Annotated in this window: 20 protein-coding genes and 7 tRNA genes; 17 read left to right on the forward strand and 10 right to left on the reverse strand. The window is 72.7% G+C overall.

All coding sequences use genetic code 11. The features are described 5' to 3' along the window. The first annotated feature begins 93 nt into the window (after positions 1-93). The 4 genes from cbiE to AB0M70_RS18240 all read left to right on the forward strand — a co-directional run bounded on the left by cbiE (position 94) and on the right by AB0M70_RS18240 (position 7,919). Positions 94-1,305: a precorrin-6y C5,15-methyltransferase (decarboxylating) subunit CbiE gene (gene cbiE / locus AB0M70_RS18225; RefSeq protein ID WP_365820974.1), complete on the forward strand. Its 1,212-nt coding sequence runs from the start codon at positions 94-96 to the stop codon at positions 1,303-1,305. A 353-nt stretch (positions 1,306-1,658) separates the two neighbouring features. Further along, positions 1,659-5,588 carry a nicotinate-nucleotide--dimethylbenzimidazole phosphoribosyltransferase gene (cobT, locus tag AB0M70_RS18230; RefSeq protein ID WP_365820975.1) on the forward strand — a complete coding sequence of 1,310 codons (3,930 nt, stop codon included), beginning with the start codon at positions 1,659-1,661 and terminating at the stop codon, positions 5,586-5,588. 195 nt (positions 5,589-5,783) lie between these two features. Then, the gene (gene cobA, locus AB0M70_RS18235) at positions 5,784-7,016 is read left to right on the forward strand and encodes a uroporphyrinogen-III C-methyltransferase (RefSeq protein ID WP_365820976.1); all 1,233 of its coding nucleotides are present in this window, start codon (positions 5,784-5,786) and stop codon (positions 7,014-7,016) included. Between the two features lie 84 nt (positions 7,017-7,100). Continuing rightward, positions 7,101-7,919, forward strand: coding sequence for an RNA methyltransferase (locus AB0M70_RS18240; RefSeq protein WP_365820977.1), 819 nt, complete (start codon positions 7,101-7,103; stop codon positions 7,917-7,919). Here AB0M70_RS18240 and AB0M70_RS18245 read toward each other — a convergent pair. After that, positions 7,910-9,238: a serine/threonine-protein kinase gene (locus AB0M70_RS18245; RefSeq protein ID WP_365820978.1), complete on the reverse strand. Its 1,329-nt coding sequence runs from the start codon at positions 9,236-9,238 to the stop codon at positions 7,910-7,912. The genes AB0M70_RS18240 and AB0M70_RS18245 overlap by 10 nt on opposite strands. Before the next feature lie 195 nt (positions 9,239-9,433). Here AB0M70_RS18245 and AB0M70_RS18250 point away from each other — a divergent pair, with 195 nt between their 5' ends. The 4 genes from AB0M70_RS18250 to AB0M70_RS18265 all read left to right on the forward strand — a co-directional run bounded on the left by AB0M70_RS18250 (position 9,434) and on the right by AB0M70_RS18265 (position 11,792). Beyond that, positions 9,434-9,700 carry a hypothetical protein gene (locus tag AB0M70_RS18250; RefSeq protein WP_365820979.1) on the forward strand — a complete coding sequence of 89 codons (267 nt, stop codon included), beginning with the start codon at positions 9,434-9,436 and terminating at the stop codon, positions 9,698-9,700. A 198-nt stretch (positions 9,701-9,898) separates the two neighbouring features. Further along, positions 9,899-10,105 (forward strand): hypothetical protein, encoded by a 207-nt coding sequence (locus tag AB0M70_RS18255; protein WP_361834411.1) that lies wholly within the window; start codon positions 9,899-9,901, stop codon positions 10,103-10,105. 355 nt (positions 10,106-10,460) lie between these two features. Then, positions 10,461-11,417: an aminoglycoside phosphotransferase family protein gene (locus AB0M70_RS18260; protein WP_365820980.1), complete on the forward strand. Its 957-nt coding sequence runs from the start codon at positions 10,461-10,463 to the stop codon at positions 11,415-11,417. Between the two features lie 69 nt (positions 11,418-11,486). Continuing rightward, on the forward strand, positions 11,487-11,792 hold the full coding sequence (locus AB0M70_RS18265) for a zf-TFIIB domain-containing protein (RefSeq protein ID WP_363210967.1): 306 nt from the start codon (positions 11,487-11,489) through the stop codon (positions 11,790-11,792). A 55-nt stretch (positions 11,793-11,847) separates the two neighbouring features. On the opposite strand, the gene AB0M70_RS18270 is transcribed toward AB0M70_RS18265, so the two are convergent. The 5 genes from AB0M70_RS18270 to AB0M70_RS18290 form a co-directional block, all read right to left on the reverse strand. Continuing rightward, a tRNA-Val gene (locus tag AB0M70_RS18270) sits at positions 11,848-11,922 on the reverse strand. Positions 11,923-11,951: 29 nt separating this feature from the next. Then, positions 11,952-12,023 (reverse strand) — tRNA-Val (locus tag AB0M70_RS18275). Between the two features lie 37 nt (positions 12,024-12,060). Next, a tRNA-Val gene (locus AB0M70_RS18280) sits at positions 12,061-12,132 on the reverse strand. A gap of 1 nt (position 12,133) precedes the next feature. Beyond that, positions 12,134-12,207: transfer RNA gene (locus tag AB0M70_RS18285), tRNA-Cys, on the reverse strand. Positions 12,208-12,246: 39 nt separating this feature from the next. Next, positions 12,247-12,319, reverse strand: a tRNA-Gly gene (locus AB0M70_RS18290). Positions 12,320-12,482: 163 nt separating this feature from the next. Here AB0M70_RS18290 and AB0M70_RS18295 point away from each other — a divergent pair. From AB0M70_RS18295 to AB0M70_RS18305, 3 genes are all read left to right on the forward strand, one after another. After that, on the forward strand, positions 12,483-13,544 hold the full coding sequence (locus AB0M70_RS18295) for a chorismate-binding protein (protein WP_365821143.1): 1,062 nt from the start codon (positions 12,483-12,485) through the stop codon (positions 13,542-13,544). Further along, positions 13,541-14,362, forward strand: a complete 822-nt coding sequence (locus AB0M70_RS18300) for an aminodeoxychorismate lyase (RefSeq protein ID WP_365821144.1) — start codon at positions 13,541-13,543, stop codon at positions 14,360-14,362. Before AB0M70_RS18295 ends, AB0M70_RS18300 begins: the two co-directional genes overlap by 4 nt. Positions 14,363-14,436: 74 nt before the next feature. Beyond that, positions 14,437-15,261, forward strand: coding sequence for a GNAT family N-acetyltransferase (locus AB0M70_RS18305; protein ID WP_365820981.1), 825 nt, complete (start codon positions 14,437-14,439; stop codon positions 15,259-15,261). On the opposite strand, the gene AB0M70_RS18310 is transcribed toward AB0M70_RS18305, so the two are convergent. Further along, positions 15,258-15,791, reverse strand: coding sequence for a DsbA family protein (locus tag AB0M70_RS18310; protein ID WP_365820982.1), 534 nt, complete (start codon positions 15,789-15,791; stop codon positions 15,258-15,260). The genes AB0M70_RS18305 and AB0M70_RS18310 overlap by 4 nt on opposite strands. Positions 15,792-15,990: 199 nt before the next feature. Between AB0M70_RS18310 and AB0M70_RS18315 the strand changes: the two genes are divergently transcribed. Beyond that, the gene (locus AB0M70_RS18315) at positions 15,991-16,434 is read left to right on the forward strand and encodes a hypothetical protein (protein ID WP_365820984.1); all 444 of its coding nucleotides are present in this window, start codon (positions 15,991-15,993) and stop codon (positions 16,432-16,434) included. Positions 16,435-16,686: 252 nt separating this feature from the next. Next, positions 16,687-16,857 carry a hypothetical protein gene (locus AB0M70_RS18320; protein WP_363210971.1) on the forward strand — a complete coding sequence of 57 codons (171 nt, stop codon included), beginning with the start codon at positions 16,687-16,689 and terminating at the stop codon, positions 16,855-16,857. 33 nt (positions 16,858-16,890) lie between these two features. Here AB0M70_RS18320 and AB0M70_RS18325 read toward each other — a convergent pair whose 3' ends face one another. Both AB0M70_RS18325 and AB0M70_RS18330 read right to left on the reverse strand, forming a co-directional pair. Then, a complete protein-coding gene (locus tag AB0M70_RS18325; protein WP_365820985.1) occupies positions 16,891-17,463 on the reverse strand; it encodes a CGNR zinc finger domain-containing protein in 573 nt (190 codons plus the stop codon). A gap of 224 nt (positions 17,464-17,687) precedes the next feature. Beyond that, positions 17,688-18,101 carry an SsgA family sporulation/cell division regulator gene (locus AB0M70_RS18330; RefSeq protein WP_003959770.1) on the reverse strand — a complete coding sequence of 138 codons (414 nt, stop codon included), beginning with the start codon at positions 18,099-18,101 and terminating at the stop codon, positions 17,688-17,690. Between the two features lie 191 nt (positions 18,102-18,292). Here AB0M70_RS18330 and AB0M70_RS18335 point away from each other — a divergent pair, with 191 nt between their 5' ends. Continuing rightward, positions 18,293-18,724, forward strand: coding sequence for a TIGR02611 family protein (locus tag AB0M70_RS18335; RefSeq protein ID WP_365820986.1), 432 nt, complete (start codon positions 18,293-18,295; stop codon positions 18,722-18,724). A gap of 66 nt (positions 18,725-18,790) precedes the next feature. Next, positions 18,791-18,862: transfer RNA gene (locus AB0M70_RS18340), tRNA-Val, on the forward strand. 117 nt (positions 18,863-18,979) lie between these two features. On the opposite strand, the gene AB0M70_RS18345 is transcribed toward AB0M70_RS18340, so the two are convergent. After that, on the reverse strand, positions 18,980-21,463 hold the full coding sequence (locus AB0M70_RS18345; RefSeq protein WP_365820987.1) for a hypothetical protein: 2,484 nt from the start codon (positions 21,461-21,463) through the stop codon (positions 18,980-18,982). Positions 21,464-21,554: 91 nt separating this feature from the next. On the opposite strand from AB0M70_RS18345, the gene AB0M70_RS18350 reads away from it, so the two are divergent. Together AB0M70_RS18350 and AB0M70_RS18355 are read left to right on the forward strand one after the other, a co-directional pair. Beyond that, positions 21,555-22,001, forward strand: coding sequence for an SRPBCC family protein (locus AB0M70_RS18350; protein ID WP_365820988.1), 447 nt, complete (start codon positions 21,555-21,557; stop codon positions 21,999-22,001). Positions 22,002-22,063: 62 nt separating this feature from the next. Beyond that, a tRNA-Val gene (locus AB0M70_RS18355) sits at positions 22,064-22,135 on the forward strand. Positions 22,136-22,191 lie beyond the last annotated feature (56 nt).

Raw genomic sequence — 22,191 nt, forward strand, 5'->3', positions numbered from 1 at the left:
CAGGTACGCTCGCCCCTGGCCGCACGCGGTTGCCCCCTACACGCGACACCCGGCCCCTCAGACGATCCGCGAGAAACCAGGAGACAGACGACGATGGCCGACCGCGTCACGGTGATCGGCTGGGACGGTTCGCCGCTGACCGCCGCTGCGCGCTCGGCGCTCGGCGCCGCCACACTCGTCGCGGGCGCCGCCCACCACCTCGCGCTCACCGCGGTCCCGCCGACGGCGGAACGGATCCGCCTGGGCAGCGTGAGCCTGGCCGCCCGCCGTATCGCCGCCCACCGCGGCACCGCCGTGGTCCTCGCCGACGGCGACCCCGGGTTCTTCGGCGTCGTACGCACGCTGCGCGCCCCCGAATTCGGCCTCGAGGTCGAAGTCGTGCCCGCCGTCTCCTCCGTCGCCCAGGCCTTTGCCCGCGCCGGGATGCCCTGGGACGACGCCGAAGTCGTGGTTGCCCACCCCCGCACGCTGCGCCGCGCCGTGAACGTCTGCCGCGCGCACCCCAAGGTCGCCGTCCTCACCTCGCCCGGCGCGGGCCCGGCCGAGCTCGGCCTGCTCCTCCAGGGCGTGCACCGCACCTTCGTGATCTGCGAGGAGCTCGGCACCGAGCGCGAACAGGTCACCGTCCTGACCTCGGACAAGGCCGCCGACCACACCTGGCGCGACCCGAACGTCGTCATCGTCATCGGCGGCCCGCCCGCCACGTCCGACACCGGCTGGATCGCCGGCCGTGACCCGGGCACTTCGCGCGGCTGGGCGCTGCCCGCTCCCGCCTACGGCGGCGACGCCCAGCTCGGCGAGGGCGAGAGCGACCGGCTACGGGCCGTCCAACTCGCCCGCATCGGCCCGCGCGTGGGCGACCTGGTCTGGGACATCGGCTGCGGCAGCGGCGCCTTCGCCGTGGAGGCGGCACGTTTCGGCGCCGCCGTCATCGCCGTCGACGCCGACCCCGACGCCTGCGCCCGCACCACGGCGGTCGCCCGCCACTTCGGCGTACAGCCGCAGATCCTGCACGGCACCGCGCCGCACGTACTCGAAGACCTGCCCGAGCCCGACGTCGTACGGATCGGGGGCGGGGGAGCCGAGGTGGTCTCCGCCGTCGCCGACCGCCGCCCGGCGCGCATCGTGACGCACGCGTCGACCCGTGACGCGGCCGAACTCATCGGCCGGGGTCTGACGGAGCACGGCTACACCGTCGAATGCGCGCTGCTGCAGTCCGTCGAACTCGACACGCGCGCGTGGACGGAGCGAGAGCGGACCGTGGTCTTCGTGCTCTCCGGACAGTTGCCCGATCGCGCCCCGTGACCCTGCTGCCGCATGGTGCGGGGTAGGCTGGCCGATCGTTGTACCGCACCGAGTGTCCGGCAAATAGTTGGTCAATGTCCGGAAAGCTCGCCCGTTTTGGGGGGTGTGTGGTACGGCAGGACCGGAGGGCGCGCAACGTGGCGCAGCCCACAGCGGGCCGTTGCGGATCAAGGCGCCGCGGTGGCAGCCCGACCGGGACAATGCCTGTTGTCCGTACGCGGTTCGTGCCGCGTGGCGCGCACGCTCGTTGAGAATGACGGGCGGTTGGTGCGCCGCTCCGGGCAATGGGGCTTCCCCGGCCGACGGCTGAGGGGCGGTCGAAGAAGCACTAACCGATGGGCGAGGGGTTACGCATGACCGACACCGGCCAGGTCCCGGGCGAGGGACTGCCGGAGAACGCAGGCATGGTGGAGCAGCCGGGCGTCCCCGCCCCGGGCGCGTACACCTACCTCGACCCCTCCGAGAGTCCCGCCGAGAGCGTCGCCCCCGCGGACGATGACGACCTGCTGCTGATGCCGGGCGCCCAGGGCGCCTGGAGCGAGGCGCAGTCGGCAGCCGGCCAGCCAGGCATGGGGCAGCCCGTGGGAGACCCGCAGGCGAACCAGTACGCCCCGGGGGCCGACCCCTCCATGCCGGGCCAGGCCACGGCCGGCCAGGCGGCGGGCGAGCAGCCGGTGGGCGAGTCCTCGACGGGCGGCCTGCCGATGGGTGGCCAGTCCCACGGCGGCCAGCACGCGGCGGCTCCGCACGCGTTCGCCCAGCAGTCCGCCGGACAGCCGCACGCCACGCACCAGCCGGGCCCGCACGAGACCGCCGGCCGCGACAGCGGCTCGGTCGACCTGAACGGCGTCCACTTGCCCGGCGCTCCCACTCCGGCGCCCGCGTCGCACCCCGGTCCCTCCCGCCGCCCGCTCCACCGGGGGCCTTCGGGTCCCGCCGTGCCCGACGCCTCGGGCAGCCCCGTACGCTCCCTCGCCGACCGCGGCCCGGCCGGTGCGCCGCAGCACGCGGCGCCCGTACGGCACGCGGGGCCGCCCACCGTGGGCCCCGAGTACCTCGACATCCCGCGTGACGGGGACGGGATGCCCAGAGGGACGCGGCTCGGCGAGAACGTGCCGCAGGGCGCGACGCCGTGGACGCCGCAGCCCCAGCCGCAGCATGCGCAGCCTTCGCCTCAGCCCTCGCAGCCCGTCACACCAGCAGAAACGGTCGTCCCGGACGCCCCGGACGCCACTCCCGTCACAGGGGAAACACAGGGCGCGCAGGACGCACAGGCCGCACTGGACGCACAGGGCATACAGAACACGCCTGACGCACAGGGCACGGTGGACGTACCCGCGCCCGCGCCCGAGGCCCCGCAGTCCGTGGTGACCGACCCCGCGGCCCCGGCCGCCGCCGAGGCGCCCGCGACCGCCTTCCCGCAGGCCGCGGAGGCCGCCGATCCCGCCGTCGCGCAAGGCACCGAGGCCGACGTCCAGTTCGCGCAGGCCACCGCCGAGGCAGGGCAGCCCGCGTTCGCCGTGGACGCCGAGCAGCCGTCGGCCGAGCAGGCATCGGCTGAGCAGCCGTCCGCCGCGCAGCCGTTCGCAGGGGACCCGGCCGCCTCCGCCCCGGAAGCGGACCAGGAGCCCGCGCCCGCACAGAACTCCGGTCAGCCGCAGTTCGCCATGGCGGGCGCGCAGCCCTGGTCGGACGCGCCGCTCGCCGGGGCGGGACCCGCGGCCCATGGCCCGCACGTCCACCAGGCTCACCAGGTCCAGCAGCCTCAGCAGTACGGCGATGTTCCCGTGGCGCAGGCGCCGCAGGCCGATGAGTTCCCGGCGGGCCCGAACCAGCACTTCGCGGAGCCCCAGGCGCCCGCGCCCCTCGGCCAGTTCGTGCCGGTCGAGGGCTCGGTGCCGACCACGCCGCACTTGGCGCCGACGCCTCCGCACGCCCTGTCCGTACCGCCCGAGCACGTCGAGGCCCCGCAGCCGGAGCCCGTCGCCCCCGAGGCGCAGGCGGAGCCCGCCGAGGCAGAGGCCGCCCCGCAGGCCGCCGACACTCCGGAGTCGCCGGCCACGGTGGAGGCCCCCGAGGTCCCTGAGGCCCCTGGGGCTCCCGAGGCTCCCGAGGCTCTCGCGGCCCAGGAGCCGTCGGCCCCCGCCGAAGCAGAGGCAGCCGTCGAAGCAGCCGAGCCTGCCGCGGCAGCCGAGCCCGTCGAAGCCACTGGTGGCCCCGAGTTCGTCGAGGCTCCCGAGCCCGTGGCCCCGCAGCCCGCGGCCACCGTGCCCGCGCCGCGTGACGGAGGGGAGCCCGCCATGGCTCCGGCCCCGGAGACGCCGGAGGAGCCCGTGGCCGTGGCGCCCGAGCCCGCGGAGATGGCAGCCGAAGCCGCGCCCCTGGAAGTGGTCGAAGCACCCGCCGAAGCGGAGGGAGCGCCGGTGGCCGACGCCCCCGAGCCCTTGCTCATCGTCGAGGCCGGCCCCGCCGAAGCTGCCGCCCCGGTGGCAGCCGAGGACGCGGACGCCGAGCCCGTACAGGAGCCGGAGCCGGTCCAGCAGCCGCAGACGCCCGCGGCCCCCGGCTACGACGACGCCGAGCGCGAGGCCGTGCTGCGCGTGATGCGCGAACGCCGTGACATCCGCAACGGCTTCCGCAGCGACGCCATCCCGCACGAGGTCCTGCTGCGCGTCCTGGAGGCGGCCCACACGGCACCCTCCGTGGGCCACTCCCAGCCCTGGGACTTCGTCGTCATCCGCTCGGCGGACACCCGCCGCACGATGCACGAGCTGGCCATGCGCCAGAAGGACGCGTACGCGAAGTCGCTGCCCAAGGGCCGCGCCAAGCAGTTCAAGGAACTGAAGATCGAGGCGATCCTCGACACCCCGGTGAACATCGTCGTCACGGCGGACCCGACCCGCGGCGGCCGCCACACCCTCGGCCGGCACACCCAGCCGCAGATGGCCCCGTACTCCTCGGCACTCGCCGTCGAGAACCTCTGGCTCGCGGCGCGTGCCGAGGGTCTCGGTGTCGGCTGGGTCAGCTTCTTCGACGAGCGCGAGATGGTCAGGACCCTCGGCCTGCCCGAGCACCTCGAAGTGGTGGCCTACCTCTGTGTCGGATACGTCGACGAGTTCCCCGAGGAGCCCGAGCTGATGCAGGCAGGCTGGTCCAAGCGCCGCCCGCTCTCCTGGGTGGTCCACGAGGAGACGTACGGCCGCCGCGCCCTGCCCGGCGAGGACCCGAGCGACCTCCTTGCGGAGACCGTCTCCAACATCCGTCCGCTGGACGCGAAGGCGCTCGGCGAGGCGTGGGAGCGGCAGAAGCGGATGACGAAGCCGCCGGGCGCGCTCGGCATGCTGGAGATCATTTCCGCGCAGCTTTCCGGCCTCTCCCGGCAGTGCCCGCCGCCGATCCCGGAGCCCGCGGCCGTCGCGATCTTCGCGGGCGACCACGGGGTGCACGCCCAGGGCGTCACCGCTTGGCCCCAGGAGGTGACCGCGCAGATGGTCGCCAACTTCCTCGGCGGCGGCGCGGTCTGCAACGCCTTCGCCAACCAGGTGGGCGCCGAGGTCTGCGTCATCGACGTCGGCGTGGCCAGTGAACTCCCGGCCACCCCCGGCCTGTTGCCCCGCAAGATCCGGGCGGGCACGTCCGACATGACGACCGGCCCCGCGCTGAGCCGCGAGGAGGTCAAGGCGGCCGTCGAGGTGGGCATCGAGACCGCCCGCGACCTGGTGGCGGCGGGCAACAAGGCCCTGCTCACCGGCGAGATGGGCATCGCGAACACCACGGCGTCCGCGGCCCTCATCTCCGTCTACACCGACACCGACCCGGGCGAGGTGACCGGCCGCGGCACCGGCATCAACGACGAGATGCACAGCCGCAAGGTCGACGTCGTGCGCCGCGCCCTCGAACTGCACCAGCCCGACCCGGCCGACCCGATCGGCGTCCTCGCGGCGATCGGCGGCCTGGAGCACGCGGCGATGGTGGGCCTCCTCCTGGGCGGCGCCTCCCTCCGTACGCCGGTGATCCTGGACGGCGTGAGCGCCGGCGCGGCGGCTCTGGTCGCCCGAGCCATCGCCCCCGAGGTCCTCGCGGCCTGCATCGCGGGCCACCGCAGTGCGGAGCCGGGCCACGTGGCGGCCCTGAACAAGCTGGGTCTGCGCCCCCTGGTCGACCTTGACCTCCGCCTGGGCGAGGGCACAGGCGCCCTCCTGGCCCTCCCGGTGGTGCAGAGCGCGGCGCGCGCGATGCACGAGGTGGCCACGTTCGACTCGGCGGGCGTGACCGAGAAGTAGCCGCACGAGGAGGCTCCGGGGCGAAGCCCCACCGGCGGAGCCGCACATCGACACAGCCGGGCAGGGCGGGGCTGGGGGAGAGACCCCGCCCCGCCCCAGCCATACTGAACGCGCACGTCACAGCACCAACGCAGCCGCCCCACCGTCGTAGCGGCACCCGCAAAGCCCCGCGCCCCGCACGAGGAGCCTCCCGCCATGGCCGAAAGCCCCGCCTACCCCGTAGGCCTCCGCCTCACCGCCCGCCACACGGTCGTGCTCGGCGGCGGCCAGGTGGCCCAGCGCCGCCTGCCCGCCCTGATCGCGGCGGGCGCCGACATCCTCCTCGTGTCGCCGACGGCGACCCCCTCGGTGGAGGCGATGGCGGACGCGGGGGAGATCACCTGGGAGCGCCGGCGGTACGAGGCCGGTGACCTCAAGGACGCCTGGTACGCCCTCATCGCCACCAGCGACAGCGAGGCCAACACGGCGGCCTCCGCGGAGGCCGAGGCCCAGCGGGTCTGGTGCGTCCGCTCGGACGACGCCGACGCCGCCACCGCCCTGACCCCGGCGACCGGCCGCTCCGCGGGCGTCACGGTCGCCGTCCTCACCACGGACATCCACGGCCGCGACCCCCGCCGCACCGCGGCGATCCGTGACGCGGTCGTCGAGGGCCTGCGCGACGGCACCCTCGTGGCGCCCCACCACCGCACCCGTACCCCCGGCGTGTCCCTCGTCGGCGGCGGCCCCGGCGACCCGGACCTCATCACGGTCCGCGGGCGGCGCCTCCTCGCCGAGGCCGACGTTGTCATCGCCGACCGGCTCGGTCCCCGCGACCTGCTCGACGAACTCCCGCCGCACGTCGAGGTGATCGACGCAGCGAAGATCCCGTACGGCCGCTTCATGGCCCAGGAGGCCATCAACAACGCCCTCATCGAGCACGCGAAGCAGGGCAAGTCGGTCGTCCGGCTCAAGGGCGGCGACCCCTTCGTCTTCGGGCGCGGCATGGAAGAGGCGCAGGCGCTGGCCGAAGCGGGCATCCCCTGCACCGTGGTGCCCGGCATCTCCAGCTCGATCTCCGTGCCCGGCGCGGCGGGCATCCCCGTCACGCACCGCGGGGTCGCCCACGAGTTCACGGTGGTCAGCGGCCACGTGGCCCCGGACGACGAGCGCTCCCTGGTCGACTGGGCGTCGCTCGCCAAGCTGCGCGGCACCCTCGTGATCCTGATGGGCGTGGACAAGATCGGCAAGATCGCGGCGACCCTGACCGCGCACGGCCGGTCGCCCGAGACCCCCGTCGCCCTGATCCAGGAGGGCACCACCGCGGCCCAGCGCCGCGTGGACGCCACGCTCGGGACCGTCGCCGCCGAGGTCACCGCCCACGAGGTGAAGCCCCCGGCCGTCATCGTCATCGGCGATGTGGTGAACGTGGGCCCGGACAGCCCCGCCTGATCGCCCCCAGCTCCCGCGTAACCACCGGTAACCCGCCGCCGCCAAGGCGTTGGCACCACACCCAGGACAAGGCAGTATCACCCTGTGGCTGATCTCATCACCGTTGACGACCCCACCGACCCGCGCCTGCGCGACTACACGGGCCTGACCGACGTCGAACTGCGCCGCAGGCGCGAGCCCGCCGAGGGCCTCTTCATCGCCGAGGGCGAGAAGGTGATCAGACGCGCCAAGCAGGCGGGCTACGAGATGCGCTCGATGCTGCTCTCCGCCAAGTGGGTCGACGTCATGCGGGACGTCATCGACGAGGTCCCCGCCCCGGTGTACGCGGTCAACCCCGACCTGGCCGAGCAGGTCACCGGCTATCACGTGCACCGCGGCGCCCTCGCCTCGATGCAGCGCAAGCCGCTGCCGACTTCCGACGAGCTCCTCACCAGGGCGCGCCGCGTCGTCGTCATGGAGTCGGTGAACGACCACACCAACATCGGGGCGATCTTCCGCAGCGCCGCCGCCCTGGGCATGGACGCGGTGCTGCTCTCGCCGGACTGCGCGGACCCGCTCTACCGCCGCTCGGTGAAGGTCTCCATGGGCGCGGTGTTCTCCGTCCCCTACGCCCGCCTCGAATCCTGGCCCAAGGGTCTGGACGGCGTACGCGAGGCGGGCTTCAACCTCCTCGCGCTCACCCCGGACGAGAAGGCCAAGACCCTGGACGAGGCGGCGCCCCACCGCATGGACCGGGTCGCCCTCATGCTCGGCGCGGAGGGCGAGGGCCTCACCACGAAGGCCCTGATGGCGGCCGACGAATGGGTCCGCATCCCGATGGCCCACGGCGTCGACTCCCTGAACGTGGGAGCGGCGGCCGCGGTCGCGTTCTACGCCGTGGCGACGGGCCGCCCTCAGCTCTGAGAGCCAGGCCCCGGATCGAGCCGCTGGCTCTGCTGTACGTCGCGCACCTCGTGCGCGCCGCTGCCGCCGAGCCCGCGCGCAGGCCCTTGGCACCCTTGGGCCGCCGCGATCCCCAGGGCCACGAGCAGCGTCACGACCACGAAGACGAAGAGCCGCTGGCGCAGCAGCCGCGGGTTGGCGGGCCGCCGCGCGCCACCGGAGCGCGTCGTGTTCCGGGCCTGCCCGGGACGCGAGCCGGACCGCGATGAGCTGGAGCCGCCCCGCGAGGGGTGCGGCCGCGAGGAACCCGTGCGGGAGGAACCCGTGCGCGAGGATCCGGTCCGGGAGGAGCCGGCCCGCGAGGAACTCGGCCGCGAAGAGCTGGGCCGCGGCGGGGGAGTGCCCTGCGGATTTCGCCGCTGGGTGCGCTGGTCCGCGTACTCCTCGGCCATCCGTCCCGTCGGCCGGTCCTGGTCCTGCCGGGGCGCGGGCGGCCGCGGGTCCGTCAGGCCCTGTGCCTCGCGGGCCGCGATCTCCTTGAGCCGGAGCGACAGTTGAAGCGTGCTGGGACGCTCCTCGGGGTCCTTGGCCAGGCAGGCCCTGATCAGCGGGGCGAGCGCGTCCGGGACCCCGCTGAGCTGCGCCTCTTCGTGGACGACGCGATAGAGCATGACCTCTGAACTGCCGTGCCCGAAGGGTGAGTCCGCCATGCCCGCGTACGCGAGGGTGGCGCCGAGGGCGAACACGTCCGTCGCCGGGGTGACGGCGGCGCCGCGCACCTGCTCGGGCGCGAGGAAGCCGGGCGATCCGACGGCGGTGCCCACGTGGGTCAGCGTCGAGGCGCCGGTGGCCCAGGCGATGCCGAAGTCGATGATCCGCGGCCCCTTCGGGGACAGCAGGATGTTCGACGGCTTCAGGTCACGGTGCACCACACCGGCCTCATGTACGGCGACGAGGCCCTCGGCGAGCGCCGAACCGACCACCGCCACGTCGGCCGCGGAGAGCGGCCCCTCGGCGGCGACCTTGTCGTGCAGGGAGGGCCCGGGTACGTACTGCGTGGCGAACCACGGCCGGTCGGCGTCGAGATCGGCGGCGACGAGCCGCGCGGTACAGCCGCCGCGGATGCGCCGGGCCGCGGAGACCTCGCGCGCGAAACGCGACCGGAACTCCTCGTCCTCCGCCAGATCGGGCCGGATCACCTTGAGGGCGACGCGCTGCCCCCGCCGGTCCGACCCCAGGTAGACGACCCCCATGCCGCCGGCGCCCAGCCGCCTGTGCAGTCTGAACGAGCCGACGACACGCGGGTCCTCGCGCCGGAGCCGCATCATCGCCATGTCCATCCCCGCTGCCCGGTTCGTTGTCGTGCCACAGCTTACGTTTCCGTGGCCGGGCAGGTGCAGAGGCCGCGCCCTCGCGGCCCGACCGATTGTCAGTGCCGGGTGGGAAACTTGAAGAGTGGTCAGGGCGCGGGGGGAAAGCGGCTGTTGTCAGGGTCGTCCACCCCAACCATCCATCGCTGAAGGGGGATTGATCCCGTGAAAGGTGATCGCGTGGAGATAGTCGTGGACGCCGGGGACACGACACGGACGTATGAGGTGGTGGCGAGCCGGGCGGGCCGCCGGGTGGAGACGGCGGTCCGCAGAGGGGTGGTCGAAGTGAGCGAAGTCACCCGCAGCGGCTCGGTCGTGCGGACCGCGCGCTTCATGTCCACCCGTGTCCTGGCTCTCGTCGAGCAGCCCGTCCCCCGGGAGGACACATCGGAGCAGGCCGCCCGCCCCCTCCGGGAAGACCCTGAGACCTAGGACCCCGTCTCCACCCACGGGAGTACATGACCGACGATCGGTCATCCTCCGGGAGGCCCGGCAATCGGTACGAGGGCATGACGACCCAAGCCCTCGGCGCACCTAGATTTGAGGTCAAGCGGCGGGTGCAGCACTCGTCCCCCGAGGTCAGACACCCGCCGCTGCCAAATTCATACAGACTCGGTCAGGAGAGGAATCATGGCGGACACGGCACCGCGGGCAATGGTCCGCACGCAAGGACGTAAGGCTTTCGCCACGTTCGGCGTCCGCCCGTCCGGCACGCGTCACCCCTTGGTGGCGACGGCCATGGTTCTTCCTCTGGCGGCCCTGCTGGTGGTCGTCTTCGGCGGCTGGGAAGCAGTGGTCACACAGGCGTCGTCCGTGGGCGTGATGCTGGGGCGCTGAGCGGCGCCCCGGGCCCGGATGAGCGGTCCGGGCGGGGACATCCGGCCAGGAAACCCCGTGGGGACGGGGGTGCGGCGGACGGCACGAGAAATGCCCGCGCAGCTGGGGAGCTGCGCGGGCACTTCTTTGCGCGGGGGCTCTGCGGGTAGATCACCGGCTGCGCCGAGCTCGTCCTCACTCGCCGGACGGGCTCTTACAGCCCGTCCGGCGATTGAGGACATCTTGTGCGGGGGTCCAGGGGCCGGGCCCCATGGTTTCGGGAAGGGGCGGGGTGGGGGAGAAGAATCCCTCACCGGGCCATGCGCCACGATGCGTACGCTCACGGAAGTACCGATCGACGCACCCCGGGGGACCCGTGACCGCCACAGCCACCGCCTTGTTGCCGGCCCTGACCGCCCAGGTCCGCGCCGCGGCGCACCGCACCCCTCGTACCGGCGCCTGCGCCTGCGCGCCCGAAGCCGTCCTGGCGGACCGGGACGACGCCACCGTCGTCCGGCACGGCGGCACGGTCGCCAAGGCGCACGCCCCCGGCACGGACCCCACCGACCTCGCGGCCCGCCTGAAGGTCGCCGCCGCCCTCCACGGCACCCTCCTCCCTCCGCTCGGCGAGACGGCGATCCCGCTGCACGGACGCCTCGTCACCCTCTGGGAGGCCGGCACCCCGGTGGACCGCGACGACCCCGACGCCGCCCCCTGGGAAGCCGCCGCCACCCTCCTCGCCCGCCTGCACTCCACACCCCCGGCGCAACTCCCGCACCCGCTCCCGGACATGCGCGGCCCGGCGAAGGCGGCTCGGGCGATGACGCGGATGCGGGCCGCGGGACCGCACCCCGCGGCCGCCCCCGTCGAGCGCGCCTGGGCCACGCTCCCGGCCTGGGCCCGCGCCGAGGCCCCCGCGCCGCTCCCCAAGCTCCTGTGCCACGGCGACCTGCACCTGGGGCAACTGGTCCGTACGGCCGAGGGGCGCTGGCTGCTCATCGACGTCGACGACCTCGGCCTCGGCGACCCGGCCTGGGACCTGGCCCGCCCCGCGGCCTGGTACGCCTGCGGCCTCCTCCCTCCGGAGGAGTGGACCCGCTTCCTCACCGCCTACCGCGCGGCACGCGGCCCGGCGGTCCCGGCGGACGGCACGGACCCCTGGCCCGCCCTCGACGTACCGGCCCGCGCCCTCACTGCGCAGACCGCCGCCCTGGCCGTCGCCAAGTCCGTCAGGGAGAACAGGACCCTGGACGAGATCGAGCAGGCGGTGGTCGACGCGTGTGATCGAATGGCCGCCCTCCCGCCGGAGTTGGCCCCCACCACCACGAAGTAGGGTGCAACGCACCGAAGCCGGGCAGAGTTCCGGCGAAGCAGTCACGACCGGCGAGGAGTTGAGCCGACCATGCAGTGTCCCAAGTGCCACGCACCGATGCACACGTACAACCGCAATGGCGTCCAGATCGAGCAGTGCAGCGGTTGCCGCGGGATATTCCTCGACTACGGCGAGCTCGAGGCCCTGAGTCGGGTCGAGTCCCAGTGGGGCGGCCAGCAGGCCCCGCCACCGCCGCCCGCCCCGCAGGGCTACCCGGCCGCTCCCGCCCCGGCGTGGGGCGCTCCGCAGCACGGCGGCCACCACGGCGGCCATGGCGGGCACTACGGCCACAACAAGCGGCACAAGAGCTTCGGCCACATGCTCTTCTCCTCCTGACCGGAGGGAACGACGAAGCCCCCGGCCGTGGGAACGGCCGGGGGCTTCGTGTGGATGGTGCGCGATACTGGGATTGAACCAGTGACCTCTTCCGTGTCAGGGAAGCGCTCTCCCGCTGAGCTAATCGCGCGGGTCAACCTGCGTGTGCTGCGTACTGCGTGCGCGATACTGGGATTGAACCAGTGACCTCTTCCGTGTCAGGGAAGCGCTCTCCCGCTGAGCTAATCGCGCGGGGATCCTTGCGGACCAGATCTTCGGTTGTTCTGCGTGCGCGATACTGGGATTGAACCAGTGACCTCTTCCGTGTCAGGGAAGCGCTCTCCCGCTGAGCTAATCGCGCTTGGAGGTGGAGACGGGATTTGAACCCGTGTAGACGGCTTTGCAGGCCGTTGCCTCGCCTCTCGGCCACTCCACCAGGAGTGCGGGGGTTCGGGAAGATCCCCCACTTCCTGCGAGCGGACGACCAGGTTCGAACTGGCGACCTCAACCTTGGCAAGGTTGCGCTCTACCAACTGAGCTACGTCCGCTTGTCTTTCCCGGCCCGCTTGCGCGTCCCGGCGACGTGTTGAACTCTAGCGGATTCCTGGGCCAGTACAAAAACGCGTTTGCGCAGCGTGCTGCGCTGTCACCGGCCCGGGGCGCGACCAGGACGCCGGTCATAGACTCACAGTCGTGCACAGCGCCCCTCAGATGTCCTCCCGGCCGCCCTCCGGGGCGTCCCTGCCCATGGCGCGCTTCGGCGGCCTGCTCGCGACCGGCCTCAGGGACGTGACCAGCGATCCCTCGGCGCTGGAGTCCCACGGCTTCTGGGCCGTCACCGCCGACTTCGAGGGCGGACTCGTCTGTGCCCGCTTCGACGACGTACGGGCGGAGCCGGTGCCCGCTCCGGTGGCCGGCGCGTGGCGGGGGCCCGCCGCCGGTGACTGGACGTCGTCGCTCGACCGCGCCGCGTACGTGGACGGCGTGCGGCGCGTGCGGGAACACATCGCGGCCGGGGACGTCTATCAGGCGAATCTCTGCCGCGTGCTGTCCGCGCCGCTCGCGGACCACGGAGACATCGACGCCCTGACCGTGCTCCTCGCGCGCGGCAACCCCGCTCCGTACGCCGGAACGATCCGCCTGCCGGATCACGGCGTCGAGATAGCCACGGCCTCGCCCGAGCTGTTCCTGCGCCGCGCGGGACGCGTCGTGGAGTCGGGGCCGATCAAGGGGACGGGCCGGACCGAGGCCGATCTCCTGGAGAAGGACTACGCCGAGAACGTCATGATCGTGGACCTCGTCCGCAACGACCTCGGGCGGATCTGCGTGACCGGCTCCGTGACCGTGCCCGACCTGTGCGTGGTCGAGAAGCACCCGGGTCTGGTCCACCTCGTCTCCACCGTCCGGGGCGAGCTGCGCCCCGACGCCGGCTGGCCCGAGATCTTCGCCGCCGCCTTCCCGCCCGGTTCCGTCACCGGCGCCCCCAAGTCCAGCGCCCTGCGCATCATCGACGCCCTGGAGACCGCGCCCCGCGGCCCGTACTGCGGCGGCATCGGCTGGGTCGACGCCGACCGGGGCACCGGCGAACTGGCCGTCGGCATCCGTACCTTCTGGATCGACCGCGCTCAGGGTGTGCTCCGGTTCGGCACCGGCGCCGGAATCACCTGGGGCTCGGACCCCGAGGGGGAGTGGCGGGAGACCGAGCTGAAGGCGGAACGGCTGCTGGCGGTAGCGTCGGGAGTGTACGAAGTGAGTGGAGGGACCCCTTGGTGAAGATCTGGCTCAATGGCGGACTGCAGGACTTCGAGACGGCCCGTGTCTCCGTGCTCGACCACGGGCTGACCGTCGGCGACGGCATCTTCGAGACGGTGAAGTCGGTCGAGGGGCGCCTTTTCGCGCTGACCCGGCACCTGGACCGGCTCGCCCGTTCGGCACGCGGTCTCGGCCTGCCCGAGCCGGACCTCGACGAGGTGCGCGCGGCCTGTGCCGCCGTTCTCGAAGCCAACCCGATGCCGCTCGGGCGGCTGCGCATCACGTACACCGGAGGTCTCTCGCCGCTCGGCTCGGACCGTGGCGACCAGGGGCAGACGCTCGTCGTCGCCCTCGGGGAGGCGCCCAGGCGCCCCGACACGACCGCCGTGATCACGGTGCCGTGGACCCGCAACGAACGGGGCGCCCTGACCGGCCTGAAGACCACCTCGTACGCCGAGAACGTCGTCGCCCTCGCGCGCGCCCACGAACAGGGTGCTTCGGAGGCGCTGTTCGCCAACACGGTGGGGCAGCTGTGCGAAGGCACGGGGTCGAACGTCTTCGTCGTGATCGACGGCGAGATCCATACCCCGCCGGTCGCCTCCGGGTGCCTGGCGGGCATCACGCGCGCGTTGGCCGTCGACTGGACGGGCGCGCGCGAGACCGACCTGCCGTTCGACGTACTGGACCGCGCCGACGAGGTGTTCCTGACCTCGACGCTCCGTGACGTCCAGGCCGTGCACCGGGTCGACGGGCGCGAACTGCCCGGCGCGCCGGGACCGGTGACCGCCAAGGCGATGCGTGTCTTCGCCGAGCGGGCGGCGGACGACCTCGACCCGTGATCGATCGGGCAACAGGCCACAACTGCTTGGCATGCTGATGACGCACGAGCCGCAGGGCGGGTAGAACTCCACTGATGACCACGACCCTGCGGCCGACCGGGCCGCTTCAGCAGAGCGCTGACGGCGCGAAGTCACGCACGTACGAAGTGCGCGTGAACAGCCGTCCTGTGGGCGGGATAGAACTCGCCACGCATCCCGTCTTCGGGCCCGGTGTCGCCGAGATGCGGGATCTGAGCATCAAGGAGCCCGACCGCAGGCGCGGTCGCGCCACCGTCGCGGTGCTCGCCGCCGAGGAGGTGGTGCGCGGCTGGGGCTGCGAGCGGATCGAGGTGGCCGTGCCCGCCGAGGCCGCGGCGGCCCACCGCCTGGCCGTGTCCCTCGGGTATGTGGAGCGCAACCGCCACATGGTCAAGCCCCTGGCGGACGGGCCGCCCGCGCTGCCGGCGGGCGTCGAGGGGCGGCCGATGACCGAGGGCGAGTACGAGGTCTGGCTGGCCCGCGAGAAGGAGGACTACGCCCAGACCTGGATCGAGCGCGGCGTCCCGGAGGCGGAGGCGCGCGCCAAGTCCGACGCCGACCACGCGGACCACCTGCCGCAGGGCATCGCGACCCCCGGGACCCGCCTCAGCGTGCTCACCCACGAGGGCACGGCGGTCGGCACCCTGTGGCTGGCGCGGCGCGGCGCCGACGCGTTCGTCTTCGACGTCGAGGTCGACGAGGAATACCGCGGACGCGGGCACGGCCGGTCCCTGATGCTCCTCGCGGAGACCCAGGCCCGTGAGGCGGACCTCGGCCGCCTCGGCCTCAACGTCTTCGCGGGCAACATCCCGGCCCTGCGTCTGTACGAGTCGCTGGGCTACGAACCGGTCATGTACTACGTCTACAAGCAGCTGCTCTAGGCGTCTCGTCCGGAGGGCGCAAGCAGGCTGTCCGCGATCTTCTCGACGCGCTCGCGCAGGCCCTCCTGGCTCTTGCCGCCGTCGAGGCGCTCGCCGTCGATGACGTACGTCGGTGTCCCGGTGACGCCGATCGCCTTGCCCTCGGCCTGGTCGGCGTCGACGATCAGGATGTGCCGGCCGTCGACCAGCGCGGTGTCGAACTCCTCGGCGTCCAGGCCCAGTTCACGCGCGGTCTCGACCAGGAAGGGCTCGCCCCTGCGGTCCAGGTCCTCGACCCCGCCGAGCACGGCCTCGACGTACGGCCAGCCCTGTCCCTGCTCGAAGGCCTCCTCGGCGGCCTGGGCGGCGGCGAAGGCGTGCTTGTGCTTCTCGAGGGGGAAGTGGCGCAGCCGCAGGTCCACGCGGTCGCCGTAGCGGGCGCGGAGGGCGCGGACGTCGTCGAGGGCGGTCCGGCAGTCCGGGCACTGCAGCTCGCACCAGATGTCGATGACGAGAGGGCCGGCGGGAGCCGCGGGGGCAGAGTCGCTCATGGGGCCAGTCTTCCAGCATCGCGTCCGCCTCCCCACCGGGGCCGGGGACGGCGACCGGAACCTGCGGAGGAGCCGCGACCCTGATATGTCCCTGAAGTCCGCTCGGGGCGTGGCCTGTGGGGGCCCGCCCGGTGCAGGATGGAGGGGAGGACAGTGCCAGTCAGGGCCACCGTCCACGCCCGCACGCCTGGAGGACCGGATGATTGCCGAGACCGTCTGTTCCGCCGTGTCCGCGGCCGGCCTCGGCATTGCCGCGATCACGGCCTATCGCAAGCGTTTCCTCGCGGCGACGCGGCTTGCCGCCTATTCGCTGGTCCCGGTCGGCCTGGTGATGACCGGCGTCGTCGGGTGGCTGGCGGACACCGCCTTCAGCATGAAGGCGTGGGCGGGCTTCGGGGTCCTCGGCGTCGCCTGGCTGCTCTTCATGATCACGCGCGCGGTGGAGCGCCGCTCCGGAGGCACCCGCAAGGAGCGCAAGGCCGCGAAGGCGGCCCAGCGCGAGGCAGTGGCCCCCGCGGCGTCCGCACCCTCGCTGGGCCAGGGCGCCCGGCCGGCCGCGCAGCCCGCGGAGCGGCCGAAGGCGGCCGCGCCCAAGGAGGACTTCAGCGACATCGAGGCCATCCTGAAGAAGCACGGCATCTGATAGCTGAGGTAGGTCCGACAGCCGCAGTCGGCGGCGATGGTCGTCAACATCCGTCCGCGTTCGATGAGCGCCGGGCTACCTCGTTCGAGTGGACGGCCATGCCGCCGGGTCTGACGAGATCCGTCGCTGGTCGGCCACCGGGCAAACACGCGGGACGCTGGGCTTTTACAGGTCAGGGGTGTCGCGAACTCCCGGGCCCGCCGGGGGTATTGGTCATCCGCACCCCCGGGACTAGGTCATCATCGCCGCGAGATGCTGGACACCGCACCGGGCGATGCCGCCCCGCCGACCGATGAGCGAGCCGCGACGGAAGAGCCCAAGGGCTGTCTGTTCGCGCTCTCCCAGCCACCCCTGATGATCTTCCTGGCGGTGATCGGCGTCCTGCTCCTGATGGGTTCCCTGCACGATCTGCTGGGGCTGTAGCGGGCGGCGTCACCCGCGCGGGACGGCAGGGGCTCAGCCCGCCGCTTCCTTGCGCCGGGCGCGGTAGGCGGCGACGTGCAGCCGGTTGCCGCAGGTGCGGCTGTCGCAGTAGCGGCGCGAGCGGTTGCGCGAGAGGTCGACGAAGGCGTGCCGGCAGTCCGGGGCCTCGCAGCGCCGCAGCCGCTCCTGCTCGCCGGCGACGACGAAGAACGCAAGGGCCATCCCGCAGTCCGCCGCGAGGTGGTCGGCGATGGAGGCGCCGGGCGCGAAGTAGTGCACGTGCCAGTCGTAGCCGTCGTGATCGGTGAGCCGGGGCGTGGTGCCCGCCGCCGCGATCAGTTCGTTGATCACCGCCGCGGCGGCCTGCGGCTCGGGCGCCGCGAAAACCTCTTGGAAACGTCCGCGGATGTGCCGGACGCCGGCCAGGTCACGCTCCGTGAGCACGCCGACGTCACTTATGTCATGGCTTCGTACGAAAGCGCCCAGGGCTGCCAGGTCCGGGAGCCCCTCCGTGTCGGTGCTCGCCGCGTCCTCGGTGTCCGGCGCGGTGTTCACCAGATCGACCACGGCGTCGAGTGCGCACCGGGTGTCGTGGGTGATCAGCACGATTTGCTCCCTGGCCTGGGGGTAGTGGGGCCTGCCCCGCTCATGGAGAGCCGGGAAGGGTGCCCGCCGATGCTGGCCGATGCTAGCGGCTTCACGACACGCACACCGGCGCCGTCCCCGCGGAAATCCGCGGCGACGGCGCCGGTGTGTCTGCATGTGCGGTTGTCGTGCCCGAGCCGTCGCCCCGAGTCGGACGGCGCCAGGCGCTCTCGCGCGGCCTGGAACTAACTTTCGGCCAGGATGTGCGAGAGCTCCGTATCCAGATCGAAGTGGCGGTGTTCCGTTCCGGGCGGCACCGCCGCGTCGGTTCGCTTCAGGAACGATTCCAGGGCCCGCGCCGGGGCCTCGAGCAGAGCCTCACCCTCGGGGGAACTCAGGGCGATGCAGACGACGCCCTGACCGTGGCTCCGGGACGGCCAGACTCGGACGTCGCCGGTACCGGTGGGCCGGTGCAGGCCCTCGGCGAGGAGGTCGCGGGCGAACACCCACTCGACGGTTTCCTCGGCTCCGGTGTGGAAGGTGGCGTGCACGGCATAGGGATCGGCCGTGTCATACCGCAGTCCTGCGGGTACAGGCAGTGAGGACTCGCTCGACACAACGAGGCGCAGGTGCAGCTCGCAGCTGACCGTGGTGTTCATAAGCGCCAGGGCCTTTCGCTCAGTGTGCGCTCGGGGATTCGCACGTCGGCGAAATCGACATGCCACCTACGGTGCCGTTGTAAACCCCTCTGAGGGTTTTGGGTGTCTTTAGGTAGCTCGTACGGCGGGTTGTTCGTTCGACGGGTACAGCCATTCCAGTGACGGGTTTCCGTCCGGTAGGGTTTGGCCGTATGAATACGGGGAGTAACGAGCCGGGGGTTGCCGAAACAATCACCGGTACGAAGGACGAACAGCCGCTCGGGTCGCGTGCGCCGGAGTACATCCAGGCCCGCAAGGCGCTGCACCTCAGCTGGCAGGTGGGCGTGTTCATCGTCGGCCTCGCCGTGGTTGCCGCGGGCATCGTGATGCTGCCGCTGCCGGGCCCCGGCTGGCTGGTGATCTTCGGGGGAATGGCGATCTGGGCGACCGAGTTCGTCTGGGCCCAGCTGGTGCTTCGCTGGACGAAGCGGAAGGTCACCGAGGCGGCGCAGCGTGCGCTCGACCCCAAGGTGCGCCGCCGGAACATCATCCTGACGACCGTCGGTCTGGTGATCGTCGCCGTGCTCGTCGCGGTCTACGTCTGGAAGTTCGGTCTCGAGATGCCATGGAAGATCAAGGAGTGACCTCCGGGTGACTCCACGGCGGTCGGAGGCACCCGCTGACATGCGGTAATGTTCTCCGTGCGCCCGGGGCGATTAGCTCAGTGGGAGAGCGCTTCGTTCACACCGAAGAGGTCACTGGTTCGAACCCAGTATCGCCCACCCCGGAACTGCGGCCCGGAGGCTTTTAAGCCTCCGGGCCGCAGTCGTATTCGCTTCATTTTCCGTGCGGCGGAAGGAAATTGATACTCCGTCGGCTGCGGCACGGGAAAAGCGGAGTCAGTGCATTCTGCCGAGAACGTCACGGACCCGGCGTGCGTCACGCAGCCGTTGTTCGTACGTCGCGCCGATCGCCAGGAGCAGAAGACCCGCGAGGGCCGGCGGCAGCCAGCGCGGCAGGGCGTCCACCACTTGGACGATGTAGGGCGCCAGTTCGTGCAGGGCGTCCAGGGCGAGGACCGTGCCGCCGAGCACCAGGGGCGCCTGCAGCCGGTGCCGGGCGCCCGCCAGCGTGATCAGCAGGGCCGCGACGCCGAGGAGCAGCGGCCGCTGCCAGTGCGGGTCGCCCCAGGCGGCGACGAGGCTGGGCAGGAGGGTTGCCGCGAGGCCGGGCCCGTACGCCGTCCAGGAGGACGTCTCGGGGGTGCGGCGGCGCCGCAGGGCGCCGATCAGGAGCGCGGGGACGGTGACCGGCAGGGTGTAGGCCTCCGGGGTCCCGACGTCCCAGGCGGCGAGACGGACCCAGGTCGCCAGGACGAACAGCGCCCCGGCCGCGTACCCGACAGGGCGGCGGTCCGTGCGGAGTGCGGTGCCCGCGGCGATGAGACCGCCGAGCGCGAGGGCCAGGGCGAGGGTCGTCGCGTGCCCCGCGGTGAGGGCGATCGCCAGCCCACCCGCGACCGCCCCGGAGATCTCGGTCGGCGGTGCCAGCGGGCGACGGCCGAGCCGGGCCCCGGCGAGGGCGGTGAGCGCCGGAACGGTGAGCGTCAGGAGCCCCGTGTAGTCCGCGCGCAGGCCCCCGGCGGCTCCTGCGGCGCAGGCGAGCGCGGTGGCGTACGCGACGGCCGCACAGCCGGCGACGAACCCCGGACGGCGGTCCGCGAGACCGGTGGCCGCCGCCACGAAGAACACCGTCAGGGCGGCCGACGTGCCGAGCGTGGCGGAGGTCGTGGCCAGCGCAAGGAACCCGACGCTCACCGAGGAAACAACCGCCAGGCTCAAGGAGGTGAGGGCAACCCCCTTCGGGCCGGAGCGCGACGCGAGGGCGAGGAGGCCCGCCGTGAGCACCGCATAGGCCGATACGCCCGCTGCGTAAGGAAGTTGGAGGGCGACCGGAAGGATGGAGAGAGCGGCCCAGGCAAGCCCCAGGGCGCCGGAGCGGGTGATGTCGCGGCGCGGCAGGGGCGAGGCAGGGGGTGGCGCTGCGGTGGGGCTGGAGTGGTGGGGAGTGGTGGGTGTGGGCGGGTCGGCGGGGGAGCGTGGGTGTGGTTTCCGTTGTTCGGTCAGGCGGGGCATAAGGCGGGGCGTTGCGAGCAGGACCGCGGCGACGGTGGCCAGTACTAGTGAGGCCATGGCGGGGTGCTGGATGGACAGTTCGGGTACTGGGGACGCGTCGCCCAAGTCCTGCGGTGCGCCCGTCCAGATTCTTCCGGCCCAGCTGACGGGGCCGGCGACCGCGGCGACGAGTGTGGGGAGCGTCCACAGCACCGCCAGCCCGTGCACCAGGAACCCCGCACCGACGACGCCGCGCACGACCGGCCGCAGCAGTGCGGTGCGTACGACCGCCAGGAGCGCGACGGCACACGCCAGATAGCCGGGCACCGTCCACGCGGAGGGCAGCGCCTCGCGCAGCACGCCACCGGTCGCCGCCGTCACGAGCAGGCCGCCCGCGAACGCGGCACCCGTTGCCTGAGGGGGCCGGGGGATCCGCCACGCCGTCGCCAGTGCGATCGACGCCGCCAGCAGCAGAAGCGCGCCCGCTCGCACCGCCTCAGGCAGATCCACCGCCGACCAGGACAGATACCCGGCGCTCAGCGCACCCCACAGGCCCGTGGTGCAAGCACCGACGGCCGCGACGACCCGGACGGCGGGTTCACTCACCCGCAGCGCGACGGCGACATCGAACGCCGCCGTCACCAGAAGCGCCGCCCCCGCCCCGTGGACACCCGCGTCCGCCGCGAGCGCCCCGAGGAAGAGCGGGAGTTGCGCGCTCGCGACGGCCAGCGGCAAGGGCAGCCGCAGCTCGCGGAAGACAAGGCCGTACGCCGTCCACACCGCGGCGAGCACGGCCGACGCGGCCGCCGTGAAGCCGAGGGCGTCCGTCCGCGGCAGGGCGACGGCATGGAGGGCGTACGCGTCCAGGACGGTCAGGGCGAGGCCGAGCGCGGCCACCGTCTCCGCCGTCGAACGCAGCTTCCGGCGCAGCAGCAGTGCGGGCACGCCGAGCGCCGTCAGCGTCACGGCCGTCAGGACGGCGCCGCGCCCGCCGATGCCCAGGTGTCCCCAGCTCACCAGCGTGAAGGCGACGGCCGCGATGGCCAGGAGGATGCCGCCCAGGGTGAGCAGCGCGTTCTGCACGTTCGGCGGGGTGGCCTCCGGGGCGCGAACCGGCCGCGGGGGAGGGGGCGCGGGAGCCGCCACCGTGCTGAGGGCGCCCAGGAGCCAGGCGCGGCGTTGCAGCAACTGCGTCCTGCGCGCGTCGAGATGGCGCAGCTCCAGGTCGAGGATCCTGAGCTCCTCGGCCGGGGGCGGAATGTTGGTCATGCCGGGGAGTGTGGTCCCGGACACAGCCACAGGCATCGGTGCGGATACTCAGGACGTACTCAGATCGGCTCCCGACCGGCAGACTCGGTCCATGGACTGGAGTCACTACCGCTTCCGCAGCATCTGGAACGTGCCCGCGCCCCCCGCCGAGGTGTTCGCGGCCCTGGAGCGCGCCGAGGACTATCCGGTGTGGTGGCCCCAGGTGCGGGAGGTGACGCCCGTCGACGAGCGCAGCGGCACGGCGCGTTTCCGCTCCCTGCTGCCGTACGACCTGTTCGTCACCGCCGAGGAACGGCGCCGCGACCCCGCCGCCGGAGTCCTGGAGATCGCGATGACCGGGGACCTGGAGGGCTGGGCGCGCTGGACCGTCACGGCGGTGCCGGGCGGCACACGGGCGCTCTACGCCCAGGAAGTGGTGGTCCGGAAACCGCTGATGCGACGCCTCGCCGTGCCCGGAAGACCCGTCTTCCTCCTCAACCACGCGCTGATGATGCGTGCCGGCGAACGCGGGCTGAGGTCGCACCTCGGGCGGAGCTGAAGGTCCTCGCACAAGCGGTTTGAAGGAAACCCGCGAAGACCTGTATTGTTCAGTCCGTTCCCGGGCGATTAGCTCAGTGGGAGAGCGCTTCGTTCACACCGAAGAGGTCACTGGTTCGAACCCAGTATCGCCCACCCGGAGAATGCCGGTCCGTCGTCGACGGACCGGTTTTTTCATGCCCGCGATCAGT

The sequence above is a fragment of the Streptomyces sp. NPDC051214 genome, assembly GCF_040682375.1.
Classification (GTDB): domain Bacteria; phylum Actinomycetota; class Actinomycetes; order Streptomycetales; family Streptomycetaceae; genus Streptomyces.